Origin of the sequence: Rhizobium skierniewicense (assembly GCF_014196515.1) — a bacterium.
In the GTDB taxonomy this organism is placed as follows: Bacteria; Pseudomonadota; Alphaproteobacteria; order Rhizobiales; family Rhizobiaceae; genus Agrobacterium; species Agrobacterium skierniewicense.
In genome coordinates this window covers 286,850-304,149 of record NZ_JACIDV010000002.1, presented here as the reverse complement: position 1 = coordinate 304,149, position 17,300 = coordinate 286,850, and the positions used below count along the sequence as shown (strand labels likewise).

Annotated in this window: 17 protein-coding genes; 7 read left to right on the top strand and 10 right to left on the bottom strand. The window is 57.0% G+C overall.

Annotated elements, in window-relative coordinates; genetic code table 11:
- Positions 1-119: 119 nt before the first annotated feature.
- Positions 120-920 (bottom strand): IclR family transcriptional regulator, encoded by an 801-nt coding sequence (locus tag GGQ73_RS04210; RefSeq protein ID WP_183894198.1) that lies wholly within the window; start codon positions 918-920, stop codon positions 120-122.
- 115 nt (positions 921-1,035) lie between these two features.
- Between GGQ73_RS04210 and GGQ73_RS04205 the strand changes: the two genes are divergently transcribed.
- Genes GGQ73_RS04205 through GGQ73_RS04190 form a run of 4 tightly spaced genes read left to right on the top strand, consistent with a single transcriptional unit; the run spans position 1,036 to position 4,260 of the window.
- Positions 1,036-1,809 carry an SDR family NAD(P)-dependent oxidoreductase gene (locus GGQ73_RS04205; protein WP_183894467.1) on the top strand — a complete coding sequence of 258 codons (774 nt, stop codon included), beginning with the start codon at positions 1,036-1,038 and terminating at the stop codon, positions 1,807-1,809.
- Positions 1,809-2,726 carry a 2-dehydro-3-deoxygalactonokinase gene (locus tag GGQ73_RS04200; RefSeq protein ID WP_183894196.1) on the top strand — a complete coding sequence of 306 codons (918 nt, stop codon included), beginning with the start codon at positions 1,809-1,811 and terminating at the stop codon, positions 2,724-2,726. The genes GGQ73_RS04205 and GGQ73_RS04200 overlap by 1 nt, the downstream gene beginning before the upstream one ends.
- 14 nt (positions 2,727-2,740) lie before the next feature.
- Entirely contained in the window at positions 2,741-3,370 is a 630-nt protein-coding gene (locus GGQ73_RS04195) for a 2-dehydro-3-deoxy-6-phosphogalactonate aldolase (protein ID WP_183894194.1), read from the top strand.
- A 2-nt stretch (positions 3,371-3,372) separates the two neighbouring features.
- Positions 3,373-4,260 (top strand): SMP-30/gluconolactonase/LRE family protein, encoded by an 888-nt coding sequence (locus GGQ73_RS04190; protein WP_183894192.1) that lies wholly within the window; start codon positions 3,373-3,375, stop codon positions 4,258-4,260.
- Positions 4,261-4,278: 18 nt separating this feature from the next.
- On the opposite strand, the gene GGQ73_RS04185 is transcribed toward GGQ73_RS04190, so the two are convergent.
- A complete protein-coding gene (locus GGQ73_RS04185; protein ID WP_183894190.1) occupies positions 4,279-5,640 on the bottom strand; it encodes a putative bifunctional diguanylate cyclase/phosphodiesterase in 1,362 nt (453 codons plus the stop codon).
- 139 nt (positions 5,641-5,779) lie between these two features.
- Positions 5,780-7,435, bottom strand: a complete 1,656-nt coding sequence (locus tag GGQ73_RS04180) for a response regulator (protein WP_183894188.1) — start codon at positions 7,433-7,435, stop codon at positions 5,780-5,782.
- A gap of 345 nt (positions 7,436-7,780) precedes the next feature.
- Between GGQ73_RS04180 and mutL the strand changes: the two genes are divergently transcribed.
- The 3 genes from mutL to GGQ73_RS04165 all read left to right on the top strand — a co-directional run bounded on the left by mutL (position 7,781) and on the right by GGQ73_RS04165 (position 10,536).
- Entirely contained in the window at positions 7,781-9,598 is a 1,818-nt protein-coding gene (gene mutL / locus GGQ73_RS04175; protein WP_174152191.1) for a DNA mismatch repair endonuclease MutL, read from the top strand.
- A gap of 74 nt (positions 9,599-9,672) precedes the next feature.
- A complete protein-coding gene (locus GGQ73_RS04170) occupies positions 9,673-9,909 on the top strand; it encodes a DUF2093 domain-containing protein (RefSeq protein WP_174152190.1) in 237 nt (78 codons plus the stop codon).
- Between the two features lie 129 nt (positions 9,910-10,038).
- On the top strand, positions 10,039-10,536 hold the full coding sequence (locus GGQ73_RS04165; RefSeq protein WP_174152189.1) for a YciE/YciF ferroxidase family protein: 498 nt from the start codon (positions 10,039-10,041) through the stop codon (positions 10,534-10,536).
- A gap of 104 nt (positions 10,537-10,640) precedes the next feature.
- On the opposite strand, the gene GGQ73_RS04160 is transcribed toward GGQ73_RS04165, so the two are convergent.
- The 7 genes from GGQ73_RS04160 to GGQ73_RS04130 form a co-directional block, all read right to left on the bottom strand.
- Positions 10,641-10,970, bottom strand: coding sequence for a hypothetical protein (locus GGQ73_RS04160; RefSeq protein WP_174152188.1), 330 nt, complete (start codon positions 10,968-10,970; stop codon positions 10,641-10,643).
- 116 nt (positions 10,971-11,086) lie between these two features.
- On the bottom strand, positions 11,087-12,118 hold the full coding sequence (lpxK, locus tag GGQ73_RS04155) for a tetraacyldisaccharide 4'-kinase (protein WP_183894185.1): 1,032 nt from the start codon (positions 12,116-12,118) through the stop codon (positions 11,087-11,089).
- Positions 12,119-12,326: 208 nt separating this feature from the next.
- Positions 12,327-13,067, bottom strand: a complete 741-nt coding sequence (locus GGQ73_RS04150; RefSeq protein WP_183894183.1) for an HAD family hydrolase — start codon at positions 13,065-13,067, stop codon at positions 12,327-12,329.
- A gap of 2 nt (positions 13,068-13,069) precedes the next feature.
- On the bottom strand, positions 13,070-14,386 hold the full coding sequence (gene waaA / locus GGQ73_RS04145) for a lipid IV(A) 3-deoxy-D-manno-octulosonic acid transferase (RefSeq protein WP_183894181.1): 1,317 nt from the start codon (positions 14,384-14,386) through the stop codon (positions 13,070-13,072).
- A gap of 307 nt (positions 14,387-14,693) precedes the next feature.
- The gene (locus GGQ73_RS04140; protein WP_183894180.1) at positions 14,694-14,930 is read right to left on the bottom strand and encodes a DUF4170 domain-containing protein; all 237 of its coding nucleotides are present in this window, start codon (positions 14,928-14,930) and stop codon (positions 14,694-14,696) included.
- Between the two features lie 69 nt (positions 14,931-14,999).
- Positions 15,000-15,803 carry a 3'(2'),5'-bisphosphate nucleotidase CysQ gene (locus GGQ73_RS04135; protein ID WP_183894178.1) on the bottom strand — a complete coding sequence of 268 codons (804 nt, stop codon included), beginning with the start codon at positions 15,801-15,803 and terminating at the stop codon, positions 15,000-15,002.
- Positions 15,804-15,901: 98 nt separating this feature from the next.
- Positions 15,902-17,248, bottom strand: a complete 1,347-nt coding sequence (locus tag GGQ73_RS04130) for a TldD/PmbA family protein (protein ID WP_183894176.1) — start codon at positions 17,246-17,248, stop codon at positions 15,902-15,904.
- Between the last annotated feature and the right edge of the window lie 52 nt (positions 17,249-17,300).

Sequence of the window (17,300 nt, the reverse complement as noted above, 5' to 3'; positions counted from 1 at the left end):
GTCTATACATGCAATTCCAGCACCAATAAATAACCGTTTAATTTTTTTGCACACAAAAGTTGCCTTTTGCGAACAGTCCGGTCGTGACCTGCAGCCAACGCTCGGCTGGGGAGTGCGACTTAGGAATGGGCGGGTGAAAGGCGTACAGACAGATCGCTGGAAATATTCTTCGCCGCCCCTCTAATGAGGTCCGCCCACCCTTCCAAACACTGCTTGGTGAGGCGGTAGGCCGGCCCGGTCACCGAAATTGCAGCGTGATTTTTTGTGCCAGCCGCATGAACCGGCACCGCGATGCACTGAATGCCGGTCTCATGTTCCTCAAGGTCAAAGCCAAAGCCACGATGTCGGATTTCGGCAACCTGCTTTTTCAACTCGGCAGCGGTCTTGACGGTGCTGGGCGTGAAAGCCCGAAAGATGATAGCATCGATGACGTCATCCAGCTCTTGTTTCGACAAGAGTGAGAGAGCAGCTTTTCCAACACCTGTACAATAGACCGGAGAGACGCGTCCTATCTGCGAGTGCATCCGCACCGCATGCTTTCCATCGATCTTGTCGAGATAGACGATTTCCGCGCCTCGCAGAACGCCAAGATGAACGGATTCCTGAGTTTTCTCATGCAGGAGGCGAAGATGCGGTGCCGCGATGGATCGGAGATCGTTCGTGTTCCAGGCCTGAGCGGCAAAGGTGAGGAGACGCACCCCTGCGCTGTATGTCTGATCTTCGTTCTGCTCCAGCAAGCCTTCCTCCAGCAGGTGCACCAACTGGCGATGGAGCGTGCCGCGTGGTTGGCCGGAAAGGTCCAGAATATCGGTAAAACGAAGCGGCTGAGACGACATGACGACCATTTCCAGAAGCGATATGGCTTTACCAAGCGTTCCCGTGCTGCTGTGACGTATCGTCTTCATATCATTGAGTGCCATGCTAATGTCCGCGTGCGCAGTGGTCGCACTTGACTTTGGGTGGAGGTCGGAGGCAATATTCCGTTAAATGAAACATAGTTCCAAATAATGGAACTTGCAATCCGCATCGGACGTCATGGCGACAGAGTTTCTGGCACAGCTTTCCGAATTTCAGGATCAGGGCGTGCTGATAACCGGTGGTGGTTCAGGCATTGGCGCCTGCCTTGTCACGGCCTTCGCAGCGCGCGGTGCGAAAGTCGCCTTTATCGATATCGATCAGGCAGCGAGCGAGGCGCTTGTCGAGAGACTGTCGGTGACAAGCCTTCATTCCGTCACCTTCGTCAAAGCCGACCTTCGTGACCAGTCACAATTGGCACAGGCGGTGGAAACGGCGGCCAAAGCGTTGGGTGGCATCAAGGTGCTTATCAACAATGCCGCCCGGGACGATCGGCACGATATCGACACCGTTACCAGCGACTATTGGGATGCGAACCATGCGGTTAATCTGAAACCAGTCTTTTTCGTCACGCAAGCGGCGCTTCCCTATCTGCGCTTTGCGCAAGGTGCGTCGATTATCAACTTTTCGTCCATTTCCTATCTGCTGAACATGGGTGAACTGCCCGCTTACGCCACCGCCAAGGCTGGAATCATCGGCCTGACGAAGAGCCTTGCTGGCAGGCTGGGACCTGAAAATATTCGCGTCAACGCCATTTTACCCGGCATGATCGTCACTGAACGACAAAGGGAATTGTGGCTGACTGACGCCTCTATTTCGCAGACCGTCGCGCGCCAGTGCCTCAAGCGCACCCTGATTGCCGATGATCTTGTCGGCCCATGCCTATTTCTGGCCTCATCGGCATCTGCTGCCATGACGGCCCAAACACTGATTATCGATGGAGGTCTTCTCTAATGGCTGATGCCGCATTTGTTGCCGTGGACTGGGGAACGTCGAGCTTCCGGCTCTGGCTTATGAGCAAATCCGGTGAGATACTGGGCGAGCGGCGCAGTGGCGAAGGCATGACCACTGCCATGCGGACCGGCTTTCCCGACGTTCTGGCTTCACATCTTTCTGCCCTTTCCGCACCGTCTGACCTGCCCGTCGTTGTCTGTGGCATGGCGGGTGCTCGCCAGGGCTGGGTCGAGGCAGGTTATGTGGACGTACCCGCTGATCTGGCAGATGTGCTGAAAGGTGCGGTTCGCGTGCCGGGAGAGGCTGCCGACATCCGCATCCTCCCGGGACTGGCGCAACGGTCGCAGGATACGCCAGATGTGATGCGTGGCGAAGAAACCCAGCTTCTCGGTGCGTTATCCGCTGATTACGCGACCGGCGAGCAGCTTGTCTGCATGCCCGGCACCCATTCGAAATGGGTCAGCGTCAGCAATCTGAAGGTCACCGGCTTTTCCACCTACATGACCGGTGAACTGTTCGACGTGATCTCGAAGCACTCCATCCTGTCGCATGCGGTGGAGGGTGCGGAAACCGTCGCTGGTGATCTTCCCGCGTTCCAGGGCGCCGTCGCTGAAAGTTACGAGAACCCGCAAATGGCAACGAACCGGCTGTTTACGGTCCGATCCGGGCAGCTTCTGCATGGACTTTCCGCCACAGATGCAAAAGCGAAACTGTCCGGTACGATGATCGGACTTGAGATTGCGGGCGCTCGTTCGAGTGGGCGCAACGATGCCAAGGTCATCCTGGTCGCATCCGGTGCGCTGGGAGAACTCTACAAGGCGGCTTTTGCCGCATTATCTATCGACTTTGTAACCATCGACGCCGATGACGCCGTTCGCCGTGGGCTTGTGGCAGCTGCCAACGCCATTTGGCAATGAGGAGAATACCTGAAATGCGCATTCCATTCCCAGATATGAAGTACCCACTCATCGCCATCCTTCGCGGCATCCGCCCGGAAGAGACGGAAGCCGTCGTGACAGGCCTTTTGGAAAGTGGCCTGCGGGCTATCGAGATTCCACTCAATTCGCCGGACGCCTTTCGCTCGATCGAAATCGCGACCAAGCTTGCGCCGTCAGATGCCCTCATCGGCGCTGGCACTGTTTTGACCGTGGAGAATGTTGCCAATCTCGATGCGGCGGGCGGCAAACTCATGGTGAGCCCTAACGTGGACGTCGAGGTCATCACCGCCGCGCGCGAAAAAGGCATGGTCACCATGCCAGGCGTTCTGACACCAACCGAGGCACTTCTGGCGCTGAAGGCAGGGGCGACAGGCCTGAAATTCTTCCCCGCCAGCGTTCTTGGGCCATCGGGCATCACTGCCATTCGCGCCATATTGCCAAAAGACACGCTGGTAGCGGCAGTCGGCGGCGTTTCCGACAAGAATTTCAGCGACTATACCAGCATCGGAGTCACTGCATTCGGCCTTGGCACCAGTCTCTACAAACCCGGAATGACGGCTGCAGAGGTGCAGGAACGTGCTGTTCTCACCATAAAGGCGTATGACATAGCGGTGGGAGCATAGACATGGCTGACATTCACCCATTTGCCGGGACGGTGCTGGATCATACCCAGATGCTGCTGGGTGAAGGCCCAAGCTTCGATCCGATCACGGGTAGACTGTGCTGGCTCAACATTCTTGGGAAAGAGCTGCACGAATACGACCCGCAAACCGATACTAAGACGGTTCACGCCCTGCCCTTCATGGCAAGCGTTGTCGCGCGGATCGATGACAAAAGACAGTTGCTGGCATCGGAAGAAGGGCTTTTCATTCGTGACCGGGCAACCGGCGACCTTTTTCTTCATGCGGACTTCGAACCGGGCAAGCCAGGCAACCGCTCAAACGACGGCCGCGTGCACCAGAGCGGCGCGTTGTGGATCGGCACCATGGGCAAGAAGGCGGAAGACAAGGCTGGAAGCATATACCACGTTGCCAAGGGCGTGGTGACGACGCTGTTTGCCGACATCAGCATTTCCAATTCCATCTGCTTTTCACCAGACGGTGCCACCGGATATTATGTCGACACACGGATCAATCAGCTCATGTCGGTGCCGCTTGATCCTGCAACGGGGCTTCCCACAGGCACAAGCACCGTATTGATTGACCGGGCTGGTCAGAAAGGCGGCAGTGACGGCTCTGTCTGCGATGCGGACGGCAATATCTGGAACGCCTGCTGGGGAATGGGTGCAGTGGATCGCTACTCGCCCAAGGGTCTCCATCTGGACCGCTATGAAGTGCCGGCTGCCCAAAGCACCTGCCCTGCGTTTTTTGGCGCATCCGCCAACCGCCTGGCTGTGACATCGGCCTGCGAGGGTCTAGACGCAGAAACGATCAAGGCCAATCCGCTTTATGGGACCACTGTCGATGTTGGAATAGAGGTCAAGGGTGTTTTCGATCAGGCTTATAAAGTCTGATCGAGCCCGTCTCCAAGACTATCCGAAATCGCGGCTCTGCGGAGACAATTCGCGATGGTTCTCCTGAAGATAACGGTGGGTGGTTGCGGCATCCACCGGGCGGCCATAGAAGTAGCCCTGCCCCATTGCACAACCCAGACTGCGAAGTTTCTCTGCCTCGCTTCTGTCTTCTATCCCCTCTGCGACGACCTCAAGATCAAGCCCGTCACACATGGCGACGATGGCCTTTATGATGTGCTCCGAAGGGCGATCCGTGCTGATCCGCGACACGAAGGCCCGATCGATCTTGACCTTGTCGAAGGAGAAGTCACGCAACCTTCCCAGGCTGGACTGACCGGTTCCGAAATCGTCAAGTGAAATACGAACGCCCTCTCGCTTTAGGTCGCTGATGATGCGTTGGGCGGTTTCAGCGGACGTCATGACCGCCGTCTCGGTAATTTCCAGTTCCAACCGCCGAGGATCAAGCCCCACCCGTCGCAAAATGGACAGAATGTTTTCCGCTGTGCCCGGGTCCATCAACTGAGCAGACGATAGATTGAAAGACAGGAACAGTTCGCGCGGCCATGACAGTGCCGCTTCGGCCGCCTTGCGCAGCAGCGTTTCCGAGAGAGCATCGATAAAGCCGCGCTCTTCGGCCAAGGGTACGAAGGTCGCTGGAGAGACGAAGCCGAGATCCGGATCGTTCCAGCGAGCCAAAGCCTCGAAACCGACAGCAATTCCATCGCTCAAACGCACGATCGGCTGGAAGTGCACGTCGACGGAATCGGTGATAATGGCATTTCTAAGCGCCTGTTCCAGTTGCGTGGCGCGCTTCATTTCCTGTGCGATCTCGCGCGAATAGACGGTGATCTGACCGCGCCCCCGCCGTTTGGAGCGGTAAAGCGCCGTCTCGGCACTTTTCAACAAATCCTCGAAATCCTCGCCTGCGAAAGGATAGACGGCAAAGCCGAAGGACGACGACAGCCGGACATTGCGGTCCCCCAGATCATAAGGCGCTGATAGTACATCCTTGATCATCTGCCCCACGCGCTCAGCGCCGACCCGTTCGAAGACCAGCGGCAACACGAATGCAAACTCGTCGCCCTCGTGGCGAGTGACGATGGCACCATCCGGCACACAGGCCTTGAGGCGATGGGCGACCTGACAGAGGATTTCGTCGCCGGCAGCCACGCCGAAAAGATCGTTGATGGGTTTGAAGCCGTCAATGTTGGCGACACCGATTGTGAAAGGTGCGGGATCGCTGGAGCGTTCGGCAGCCAGCATGCGCACCCTGTCACGCAGGCGGTAACGGTTTCCCAGACCCGTGAGCGGATCGCTGTATGCCATGGCCTGCAATTCGTGCTGGCTGACCTGCGGCGCATTGGGGTCTGGCGATTTCATTCGCGCATCCTGGACGATAAATTGTGGGAGAGTACGGATTTCAAAATGAGTCGTTCGTCCAGAATCACTATCGCTGAAGTTCCACAAATAGCCACTGATTTTAGCGTTAGTTGATTTTGCAAATGCTTATTTATCAGTATCAACTCACCATTCCAGAGACTTGCTGAGGCAAATAGCGCTTGAACAAGGCTTCCACCATGTCTGGGCTGACGGGTTTCAGCAACATATCGTCCATGCCCGAATCGATACACGCCTGACGATCCCCATCGAAGGCCAACGATACGACACCGATGATCGGTATGTGGGTACGCTCTGTCACTGTCATCTTGCGCAGTCTTCGCGTTGCTTCAAAGCCATCGAAGTCGGGCAGCGTCGTATCCATCAAGACAAAGGATGGTCTTTCCTGATCAAATGCGCGGATGGCATCCCTGCCTGTGGCAGCAATCTTATAGCTCAGGCCCAGACCCTCGAGGATTTGCGAGAAGACGATCTGGTTGATATTGTTGTCTTCGACCACGAGGACATCAAGCCCGGTTTTTTTGACGATCACAGGCGTTGGGGCAGATGTAATTTCCCAATTGCCATCTGTCGGCGCCCCATTGGCGACCTGACCGCGCATACGGAAATGGCGGGTCATCTGGTCGATGAGCGAGCTTCCCAGCTGGACATCATCGAACGTCATCGTATCGATACCATAGGCATGCGACACATCAAGGCAGGCCATCTCCAGTTGCACATCGACAATCACAAGGTCGATGCGAACATTCGCTGAGGCAGCGAACTCCATGAAGGCTTTTTGCTCCGCCCGGCCCGATGCAACCGCACAATCAACCCCGAGCGCAACAATTTTCTCGTGAGCAACCTCACCGAGCTGGGCATTGGGCGTCACCAGAAGGACGGCTCGGCCTTTCAATATTTGCGATGCCTGATGAAACTCGTCGTCCATGTAGGACGATGGTGTAAAGGTCATATGCTCCAGACCGGGGATGACTCGGCTGCCATCCACGCCGGCCGTTGCAAAGGTTGTCACGTCATCCATGGTGGTGACGAGGAAATAGCGACCGGGCTTGCCGACCCTTTGCTTGCGGGTGATGACAAGGACTTCCTCACCACTCACGCGGGTGACGCGTTCCGGCAGGATACCGGGCAAACCCGTTTCAAGAACGTGGCGATCCATCGCGTCGATGCGGGAGGCCAGCGGATCGGAGTGGATATCAGACACCGTCCGCCCCAGGATGAGGTCGGCAGATGTCTCCATCAGCGTGCAACCAGCCTTGTTAACAGCGACATAGGTGGTGTTAAAATCCTTGACGAAAATCGAAATGGGCAACGTATCCAGAATTTCTTCAGTCAACTGCACACGTTCGATATCGCAGCGCCATTGATCCTCACGCTTCTTCTGTTCAGAAATGTCGGATATGACGCAGATACCCATACCAGATGGCATGCGTCGTTTCATGAGGCGCAGCCAACGGTCACCGGCGGCATGCTCTACGCACTCCGACCGTTCCTTCCAATGAGATGCCAGTCGATCGGCGATCCAGTCTTCCCGCTCGACATCGTGGGGCGACGTTTGCGCATCTGAAACCTTCTGACAATCATACAGGGATGCCAAAAAATCACGAAGGCGGGTTCCGACTGCGATCTTGGTTTCGCACAACGCAAAATAGCTCAGGATTCTACGACTGGCGAAAATGATCTGATCATCGCGATCGTAAATGATGAGGGCAGACGAAATCGCGTCGCAGATCACGTCGAGCATGACAGCGTGAGTGTCTGCTTGAACAGACGCCATCGCACTCATCGTAAAACCTCACACGCACGTCTCAAGGCGAATTATACTTTCAAACGGGCCGGGGGCCGCACCGAAATGGCTGACGATATGGGACATGCGGGCTGGTGGCTTGAAGCAGATTTCCTGGCTATGCGGACGGGACCCTGCTTTCCGTCGCATACCCTTCGGACCGGCCGAAGGGACTTGGTTCTGCACTCATTTCAAGTTGATCCGACTTTAGAAGTTTTACCTTAAGACCCACTTAACGCTGTGCGCTGCGAAAGAATTGGCGGGACAACGGGCACATCTGACGGGCGTGCACCGATTTTCCTTTCACAACCGGCCCGAATCCACGAAAATAGCACCATGTCCATCAAGCAATTGTCAGAAACGCTCATCAACCAGATCGCCGCCGGCGAGGTGATAGAGCGTCCATCCAGCGCCGCGAAGGAACTGATCGAGAATGCCATCGATGCCGGCGCCACGCGCATCGAGATAGCAACGGCTGGCGGCGGCAAGGGTCTTGTCCGCATTTCCGACAATGGATGTGGGATGTCGCCCTCCGATCTGGAGCTGGCAATCCGTAGGCACTGCACGTCCAAAATATCAGCCACGCTGGATGACATTCGTACGCTGGGCTTCCGTGGTGAGGCGCTGCCGTCGATCGGCTCGGTTGCCAAACTGACCATTACCAGCCGCCAGCAGGGCGCGGCGGAGGGCGCGATCATCTCGGTGGCCGGTGGAAAACTGTCGCCTGTCCGGCCCGCCCCCTCCAATACCGGTACGATCGTTGAAGTCCGCGACCTGTTTTTCGCAACGCCAGCACGGCTGAAATTCTTGAAGAGCGAGAAGGCTGAGGCAGGTGCGATCACGGAAATCGTCAAGCGCATGGCCATCGCCTTTCCCCATATCCGCTTCGTGCTATCGGGCACCGACCGTTCGACGCTGGAATTTCCAACGACCGGTGACGACCATCTGGCACGCATGGCACAAATTCTCGGAGCCGATTTCAAGGACAATGCCATCGAGATCGATGCCGAACGAGAGGGCGTTACGCTTTCGGGGTTTGCTGGCGTACCCACCTTTAACCGTGGAAATTCGGCTCATCAATATATGTTCGTGAACGGGCGCCCTGTGCAGGACAAGCTGTTGCTGTCCGCCATCCGCGGCGCCTATGCCGAAACCATACCGCATGGCCGCTACCCGATTGCGGTTCTGTCTTTGCAGCTCGATCCGGCTTTCGTGGACGTCAACGTCCATCCGGCCAAGTCCGATGTTCGTTTTCGTGATCCCGGCCTGGTCCGTGGACTGATCGTCGGCGCTGTGCGCCAGGCGCTGAGCCGCGAGGGCGATCGTGCGTCCACCACCGGTGCGGCGCAGATGATGAATGCCTTTCGTCCCGGCTATAGCCCATCAAATATTCGGCCGTTTGCCTCGCAGGCATGGTCGCCAGCCACTTCGCCCTCCCGACCGCTTGCCGCGCAAGGTGGTGTGGCGCTGCAGGAAACAGACCAGTCCCGCTTTACAGACATCACCATGCCGACGGCGCGAGCGGACCGCTATGACACCCCCGAAAATGCAACGCAGGTGTCGGAGCCAGCGCGCTATCCGCTGGGCGCTGCACGCGCGCAGGTTCACGCCAACTACATCGTGGCGCAAACCGAAGACGGCCTCGTCATCGTCGATCAGCATGCAGCGCATGAGCGGCTGGTCTTCGAGGAAATTCGCAAAGCCCTGCATTCCAAGCGGCCCGCCTCGCAAGTCTTGCTCATTCCAGAAATCATCAATCTGCCGGAGGAGGACTGCGACCGGCTGATGGACCATGCGGGCGAGTTCGATAGCATGGGACTGTCCATCGAGCGATTTGGACCCGGTGCGGTCGCTGTGCGCGAAACCCCTGCCATGCTGGGTGAGGTCAATGTGCAAGGCCTGGTGCGGCAACTGGCCGACGAGATTGCAGAATGGCATACGGCGGGCAGCCTGGCTAACAAACTCGAATATGTCGCGGCCACCATGGCCTGCCATGGGTCGGTGCGCGCGGGCAGACGCATGCGGCCTGAAGAGATGAACGCCCTGCTGAGGCAAATGGAAAACACTCCGGGATCCGGCCAGTGCAACCATGGACGTCCAACCTATATCGAGCTCAAGCTTGCGGATATCGAAAAACTTTTTGGCAGAAGTTGAGATTATGGGCAATTCGCGGGCTGGCATTCCGGTAAAGCCGTCTTTAAAAAGGTAGCATCCACGGAGACGCAGGTATGAACAGATTTGAAGGCGGAAGCCATCGTGAAGCGAAGGTCGAATATCTCGATGGCGATATGCGCATCGTGCAAACCGGCTCCCATGTCGTCTGCGCCATGACCGGTAAACTCATTCCACTGGATGAACTGCGCTACTGGAGCGTTGTGCGACAGGAAGCCTATGCCGATGCCGCTGCATCCTTTGAGGCGGAGAAGCGCGCAGGCGCCCTGCCCAACCAACGGCGAAGCACCTGATTTTACAATTAAAAAATATATTTCTAAAATATAATTAACATTGCGCGCAACCCATCAGGAACTATGCGTATCTCTCCCTGTTAAAGACCCGTGCATCATCAATCGCACGTTTTTCAATGGGAGCTAACAATGGCCGAGAAGACACTCGACGACCTTTTCTATGACACACTGAAAGACATCTATTATGCCGAGCGGCAAGTGCTGAAAGCACTGCCGAAAATGGCACGTGCTGCAACCGACCCGAAACTGAAGGCGGCTTTCGAAAAGCACAAGGAAGAAACCCAGGGGCAGATCGAACGCCTCCAGGAGGTTTTTGAGCTGATCGGAAAGCGCGCGCAAGGCAAGACCTGCGAAGCGATCCAGGGTATTCTCGCGGAAGGCGAAGAGATCATCGAAGACTACAAGGGTACCCAGGCGCTCGACGCAGGCCTGATTTCGTCCGCACAAGCGGTGGAACATTACGAAATCGCCCGTTACGGCACGCTGAAGGCATGGGCTCAGAAGCTTGGCTACGACAAGGTCGTTCCGCTTCTGGACGCGACACTGCAGGAAGAGTCCAAGACAGACGAAGCGCTAACCACGCTTGCCGGCAAGTCCGTCAATGCAGCGGCGCAGAAAGCTGCTTAAGGTGCTGAAGATCACGTGAGCCGGGCATGATGCCCGGTTGACCTCAGAACACTAAAAAACCGGGCATCGCCCGGTTTTTTTTATTTCTGTTTCACGGTGCTGGGTTATGGTGCTGGCTGAGCGGGTCGGGCTGGCTGGCCGGGATTGGGGTTGCTGTCGGTGCCACCTGTTGCCGGTGCCGCACCAGATGGCGTGTTGTTATCGAACGAGCCGGCTGCGCGGGCGCCGGGATCGGCGGGCGCATTGGACGGGCCTGGCGCGGGCTGCGTCTCAGTGGTCGCGGGCGCTGTGGCCTCCCCCCAGGTCTCGGCAACCATCCAGACTGCGCCCGCCAGCACGAGGCTGATCACCAGAATCACCAGCACCGGGCTTCCCTTAAAACCTTGGCGGCTTTCCGTTGGAGTAAAAACTTTCTTTTCTGGACCCTGCGGCATAAATTCCTCCTCAACTCTCTTACGAACACTATTTATGTTCATGTTCTCATGAAAGCTCGCCAAGGATCGGATTGTTCCGTGGAGCGCGCAAGATTCATCGATTGAGGGTTGTCGAGCTAGATTTTATGTAGCCGTCGTCGGCGATAATTCGCAATGGCGGTATCGATCATCACATGTGCAGCATTGGGATCGTCAAAGACCATGTCGATTTCGATGACGAGGGTGCTGGAGAGCAATTCGGCTGCGGCGCCGTGGTGTCCATTCAGGCGAACGGCATCCTTGGCAGTGGTCACGAGCAGCAGATTTCTCTTGCTGGCCATGTCCAGCAGGTCACGCATTTCCTCATCGCTAAAATGGTGGTGATCCGAGAACGCCCGTTTCACTCCAATCTCAGCGCCCAGTGCTTCGACCGTCCGGTAGAATTTGTCAGGATCAGCAATGCCGGCATAGGCCAGAACACGTTTACCCGCAAAATTGGGCTGGGGCCTGGGCCGGATAGACGAGACGAAAACGGGTTTGCCTGCACGCGCCGCCGTACGAACGATAGCATCCGCCGCCTGTCCGTCACCTACTTTCAAAATGGCCGAGAGCTGGCGCATCTGCTCGTCCAGCGGTGCGCGAACGGGACCGCCTGGAACGAGATGGCCGTTACCGATACCACGCTGGGTATCGATAACAACAAGAGCGTAATCCAGTGTCAGCCGAGCGCTCTGAAACCCGTCATCCATGATGATGAGGTCGACCCCCTCTGCAACCAGACGCTTTGCGCCCTCGACACGTTTTCTGGAAATGACGGCTGTTGCCTCGCGTGCCAGCAACAGGGGTTCATCACCCACCGCGGCAGAGCGGTGATGGTGGGCATCAACCAGTGTGGTCACATCCAGCGTGCCGCCGTACCCACGGCTGAGAAAGCCGGGCTTCAGCCCTTTGGCGAGGGCGGCTCTGGCAATGGCGATCGCGGTCGGCGTCTTGCCCGCACCACCGACGGTGAAGTTGCCGATGCAGATGACGGGAACGGGAACGGATGCCCGCTTCGCCCTCTTCATCGTACGGCCCGCGACTTTGCCGTAGACGAACGAAAACGGCGCCAGCGCCCACGCCTGCCAACCGGATTTTTCCCACCAGAATGGCGGTGCTTCCGAAACCATAAGCCTAAAAACCCCGCATTCCCCTCATCGATTACCGCAGGTATCTGCCAGAAAGGTAAGGATTTTGCAAAGGACGCGGGTTTGAGCGGAATGACATCATGGTCCTTTGCGACTTCTGCCTATTGGCAACGCCATGGCAAAGGCATGCCAGCGCCGCTTGGTTTCCTCTCCCCTTGGAGACAAAGAGATAAGCCCAATTGCTCACGGCTCAAGATGCAGGACGCTGAGGCAGCAGGTCTTCCAAGCCGGTAATGTCGTCGAAACAATAATCGCAATCTGCCGACAGGCTTTGTTTCGAACCCGTGCCGGTAAGAACAGCGATGCGCAAACCGGCACCTGCATGTCTGCCCATGTGCAAATCGTGATTGTTATCACCCACCACAGCCACACGTTCCGGGGCCAAACCGAGGGTTTGGCAGAAGCCAAGGACCATGCCCGGCTGCGGTTTGGTGCCGTGCCCGCTGTCGTAGCCTGCGACGAAATCAAGGTCCGCTTCAAAGCCAAAGCGTCTTGCAAGCTTGAGAATGGAAGCTTCGTTGTCGCTGGAGGCGATGCCCAGCTTGAAGCCCCTGCCCTTCAATCGCGCGAAGAAGGCTTTGAGGTCTGTCACAGCAACCGATTTTTCAGCGGCATTGGTAAAAAGCTGGTCAAGGCGTTTTGTGAGTTCAGACACGTCGCAAGGTGAGCCGGCGGCAATCAGACCTTCGGCGATTTGCACGGTGTTGCCAGCGGCAAGCAGACTGTCTGGCATGACATGACCAGTCAAAGGGTCCATACCGCATGAGGATAGTAGCCTGTTTGCCAGTTCCGCGTCCCCTTGCGAGGCAATCGCGGCCAGTTCACGGTTCACAGGCCCCCAACTCGCATCGTAGCCAATGAGTGTACCGTCCTTGTCGAACAGGATGGCAGCAATGGCCGCAGCCGACCTAGGAGCTTCAGCCGTGCCCACGATCAGCCGACCGCGCTGCGCGGCTGGAGTTTAGCGGTCACCGTCAACGGATTTATGTAGGGCTCCAAAGCCTTGATGGTCGAAGACAAGGCGCCGCGCATATCCTGAATGACCTTGCCGCCTGCATCGATCATCTTGTAGCGCTCATTGTCGTTTACAAGCAGGTAGTGCACGGCCTTTGCCAGCATTTCTACATCGCGGATAATACGTCCACCACCAGAGCGTAGCAGCTTCTGATAGGCTTCTCGAAAATTCTGAACATGGGCGCCGGACAAAACCGCGCAACCGAGCATGGCTGGCTCCAGAGGGTTTTGCCCACCTTCCGCCATCAGCGAACGCCCGACAAAGGCAAGCTCCGTAAGCCGAAGGTAAAGACCCATTTCGCCGATGCTATCACCAAGGAAAATATCCGTTTGCGGCGTAATGACATCATTGCGGCTGCGGCGCGCGACCGTCAGGTTCATACCTTTCAGCATGGTTTCAATCTCGTCTGCCCGTTCGGGGTGACGTGGGACGATAATGGTGAGTTGCCCGTTGCGCGACTTGATCGCCGTATGAACAGTCGCTGCGGCCTTCTCCTCGCCATCGAATGTCGAAATGGCAGCCCAGGTCTTGCGATTGCCGATCTGACGGCGACAGGTGTCAAGGGCAGCCGCATCACACGGCGGCGGGTCTGTGTCGCCTTTCAGGTTGCCGGAGACGACGACAGGCCATGAGCCGAGGTCACGAAAGCGTTCAGCATCGACATCCGACTGCGCGACGACCAGGGCCAATTTGCTGAACAGCGCTTCTGCAAACGCGGAATGGCTGTGCCAACGCCCGAAGGACCGGTCAGAAAGCCTTGCGTTGACACGGATTTGCGGAATATGGCGACGCTCCAGTTCCATCATCGTCACAGGCCATATCTCGGACTCGGCGGTAACAGCCGCGTCCGGTGACCAGTATGTCAGAAAACGGGAGATGGAGAATTTGACGTCGAGCGGCACATATTGGTGGATCACATCATCGCCCAGGCGCGTTTGGCTGAGCTCTGCGGAGGTGACGGTGCCTGTGGTCAAAAGAACGTGAATGTCACGTTTTCTGATCTCTCGGATGAGCGGAACGAGCGCCAGTGTCTCTCCCACGCTTGCGGCGTGAAACCAGATCAGAGGGCCGCGCGGGCGCTCCTTGCTGGGATAACCGAAACGCTCCATGCGGCGGTATTTGTCTTCCTTGCCCTTGGCAGAGCGATACATGAGGTAGGGACGGGCGAAGGGATAGGCTGCGGCCCCTGCAATTCTGTAACCCGAAAGGGCGAAACGTACGATTCGGCTGTTCATGACATGCTGCCTTCGATCATTTCGCGCAAAGCTTTCCCCTGTGATCTCCGCTGACATCTCGCGTTCAAGAAACGCGAGATGTCAGCGTGTTCAGTCTTTATGGTTCGGCATCGTCGCTTCCAAGCAGCCTCGCGACTTTCAGGTCGATGCGTGGAAACGGTTTGTTACAAAAATGCGTCTTTTTTGTTTCAGACAGACACGGACCGGCGAAAATTCCGACGCCCCTGGAGGCTGCAATCTCTGCCAAAGAGACTCGCTTGCATCAACCTCTGTCCGCTATAGTACAAATATAGTCAAAAAGCAGCGCTTAATTGCTTTGCGGGTCGAGAAGGCGGTGCATATGCACTATAAAATAACGCATATGGGCGTTATCCACAGTCTGCTGTGCCTTTGACTTCCAGGCGGTCAGTGCCGTTGCATAGTCTGGATAGATACCGACGATGTCCAGCGCCTTCAAATCGCGAAACTGTACGTCCTGAAGATTTTCGAGTTCGCCGCCGAATACGAGATGCAGAAGCTGTTTCTGGTCGCCCGCTACAGTCATTTTTCTTCTCTTCTTTCTAATGGTCTATTGCCCGGAGAGGTTCTCATCTGCGATATTTCGTCGTGAAAATCAACCTCTGGCAGATAGGTTCAGAGACGCCAACAATTCCGGCAAGATATGATGTGCTGCGGCGCATAGTTCAGGGTGACGGACACTGGCACGATTGTAGATGAGGGGATTTCCCGATAGATCGACCAGCTTTCCGCCAGCCTGTTCGAGAATGAGGTCGGCTGCAGCCAAATCCCAGTCATGGGCATTGGCCATGACCAACGTGCCGTCGATGCGGCCGTCCGACACCATGGCAAGCCGGTAAGCCAGAGATGGCACATGCGGGATGCGATGAATGCGCGACTTCAGATTTTCTGGCAGCCGAGCGATCACAACGTCCGGCGCAGCCAGCTGTATTTGCCCGACAATGGAAGACGAGGTCGACAGAACCTGACCATTCTTGATGGAAGGCGCATCAAGGGATGCCGTGAACTCCTCGTCGAATGCGGGCGCCACGAGAACGGCTGCTACCGGGCGTCCCTGATGAACGACAGCCACGCTGACGCACCATGTGTCCTTGCCATTGATGAAAGCGCGCGTGCCATCGATCGGATCAACCACAAAAAGGGTTTCCTTGGACAGCCGGTTTTCGTTGTCGTCGGTTTCCTCTGAAAGCCAACCATAATCCGGGCGCGCCTTTTGGAGTATAGTGGCCAGCACCTCGTTGGCGGCATAGTCAGCGGCGCTCACGGGCGAATGGCCACTTTTCCACCAGACTTCCGGGTCTTTGCGAAAAAACTTCAGGGCAACGCGGCCCGCTTGCCGGGCAGCATCCACGATTAGGTCGAGATCGGAGCGCCAGTCTGCCCCTGTTGTATCGCTCATTATATCGTCGTTCATTTCGCGGGCCTCGACTGAGGCCGGTTTCCAGTCCCCGAACATGCGCATGGTGCAAGCGCCAAAGCAACCGTTGATTGACGGTATCAGCGTCCCGCTATGGTCATGCCTTCTATAGCAATCGTCGGGGCTGCCACGCCGTATTTGCGGTCTATGTCGTTTGCAGGTGTGACGCGCATAAACATATCCCTGAGATTGGAGGCGATGGTCACTTCCGAAACCGGAAAGGCTTTTTCGCCATTTTCGATCCAGAAACCGCTTGCGCCGCAGCTATACTCCCCTGTCAGCAGATTTGCGCCATGGCCGATCAACTCCGTGACGTAAAAGCCGGTGCCGACCTGGGCGATCAGATCCTGTGGCGAGATATCGCCCGGTTCCAGCGCCAGATTGGTAGAGGCCGGAGATACGGATGTTCCCCCACGCACACCACGGCCATTGGTTTCAAGTCCAATTTCTCGGGCGGTCGATGTTGACAGGAACCAATGCTTCAGGACGCCGTCCTCGATCATCACAAGCTTCTCGCCACGAACGCCCTCACCATCGAAAGGGCGTGATGACGGGCCGCGGACGATCTGTGGATCATCCGTAATCGACAGTCCCTTCTTCAGCACCTGCTGGCCCATCTTGTCACGCAGGAAGCTGGTCTTGCGGGCAACGGAAGCACCGTTGATAGCGCCCGCAATGCCGCCGACGAAGCCGCGAGCGATCCGTGGATCGAACACGACCGTGATATTGCTTCCGGTATCGACCTGACGTGGGTTGATGCGCTTGACGGCTTTTTCACCGGCACGACGACCGATATCTTCGGGCTTGTCGAGATCGGCAAAATAGAGACGGCTGTCATATTCGTAGTCACGCTCCATCCTGGTGCCTTCACCGGCGATGACGCTGACGGAGCGGCCGAACCGGCTGCCCAGATAGCTGCCAGAAAAACCATGGGACGTCACCAGCACCAGACCGCCCATGCCACTGGACGCACCCGCGCCCGAGGAATTGCTGACGCCTTGAACAGCCAACGCCGCCTCTTCTGCCGCCAACGCTGCTTCGCGCAGCTCGTCAGCAGAAATCTCGGTCGGATCGAACAATTGCAGGTCGTCGTAGGAATTTGCGAGCCGATTGCTGTCGGCGAGGCAGGCGTAGGGGTCTTCCGGTGAAACCTTGGCCATGGCAACCGCACGTTCAGCCAATGTCTTCAGGTCGAAGCCGGGATTTGCCGACACGCTGGCCACCCGCTTGCCGACGAAGACACGCAGGGAGAAATCATCGCTTTCGGCGGACTCGGTGCTCTCAACCTTGCCAAGCCGCACGCCGACGGATTGCGAACGGGACCGCACGATGACGGCATCCGCCTCATCGGCTCCAGCGCGCCGGGCCATATCGACCAGTTGGCTGGCACGATCGAGTAGCTTGGAGGAATCGATATCTGAGGACATAAGATGGGCCTTTCGTTGACCTTCATTTATTGCGGTGCACCTGCCGCATCAA

What these genes read in the sequence shown, in the direction of transcription:
- GGQ73_RS04210 (WP_183894198.1), bottom strand. Translation starts at nt 920, where the DNA reads ATGGCACTCAATGATATGAAGACGATACGTCACAGCAGCACGGGAACG.
- GGQ73_RS04205 (WP_183894467.1), top strand. Translation starts at nt 1,036, where the DNA reads ATGGCGACAGAGTTTCTGGCACAGCTTTCCGAATTTCAGGATCAGGGC.
- GGQ73_RS04200 (WP_183894196.1), top strand. Translation starts at nt 1,809, where the DNA reads ATGGCTGATGCCGCATTTGTTGCCGTGGACTGGGGAACGTCGAGCTTC.
- GGQ73_RS04195 (WP_183894194.1), top strand. Translation starts at nt 2,741, where the DNA reads ATGCGCATTCCATTCCCAGATATGAAGTACCCACTCATCGCCATCCTT.
- GGQ73_RS04190 (WP_183894192.1), top strand. Translation starts at nt 3,373, where the DNA reads ATGGCTGACATTCACCCATTTGCCGGGACGGTGCTGGATCATACCCAG.
- GGQ73_RS04185 (WP_183894190.1), bottom strand. Translation starts at nt 5,640, where the DNA reads ATGAAATCGCCAGACCCCAATGCGCCGCAGGTCAGCCAGCACGAATTG.
- GGQ73_RS04180 (WP_183894188.1), bottom strand. Translation starts at nt 7,435, where the DNA reads ATGGCGTCTGTTCAAGCAGACACTCACGCTGTCATGCTCGACGTGATC.
- mutL (WP_174152191.1), top strand. Translation starts at nt 7,781, where the DNA reads ATGTCCATCAAGCAATTGTCAGAAACGCTCATCAACCAGATCGCCGCC.
- GGQ73_RS04170 (WP_174152190.1), top strand. Translation starts at nt 9,673, where the DNA reads ATGAACAGATTTGAAGGCGGAAGCCATCGTGAAGCGAAGGTCGAATAT.
- GGQ73_RS04165 (WP_174152189.1), top strand. Translation starts at nt 10,039, where the DNA reads ATGGCCGAGAAGACACTCGACGACCTTTTCTATGACACACTGAAAGAC.
- GGQ73_RS04160 (WP_174152188.1), bottom strand. Translation starts at nt 10,970, where the DNA reads ATGCCGCAGGGTCCAGAAAAGAAAGTTTTTACTCCAACGGAAAGCCGC.
- lpxK (WP_183894185.1), bottom strand. Translation starts at nt 12,118, where the DNA reads ATGGTTTCGGAAGCACCGCCATTCTGGTGGGAAAAATCCGGTTGGCAG.
- waaA (WP_183894181.1), bottom strand. Translation starts at nt 14,386, where the DNA reads ATGAACAGCCGAATCGTACGTTTCGCCCTTTCGGGTTACAGAATTGCA.
- GGQ73_RS04140 (WP_183894180.1), bottom strand. Translation starts at nt 14,930, where the DNA reads ATGACTGTAGCGGGCGACCAGAAACAGCTTCTGCATCTCGTATTCGGC.
- GGQ73_RS04135 (WP_183894178.1), bottom strand. Translation starts at nt 15,803, where the DNA reads ATGAGCGATACAACAGGGGCAGACTGGCGCTCCGATCTCGACCTAATC.
- GGQ73_RS04130 (WP_183894176.1), bottom strand. Translation starts at nt 17,248, where the DNA reads ATGTCCTCAGATATCGATTCCTCCAAGCTACTCGATCGTGCCAGCCAA.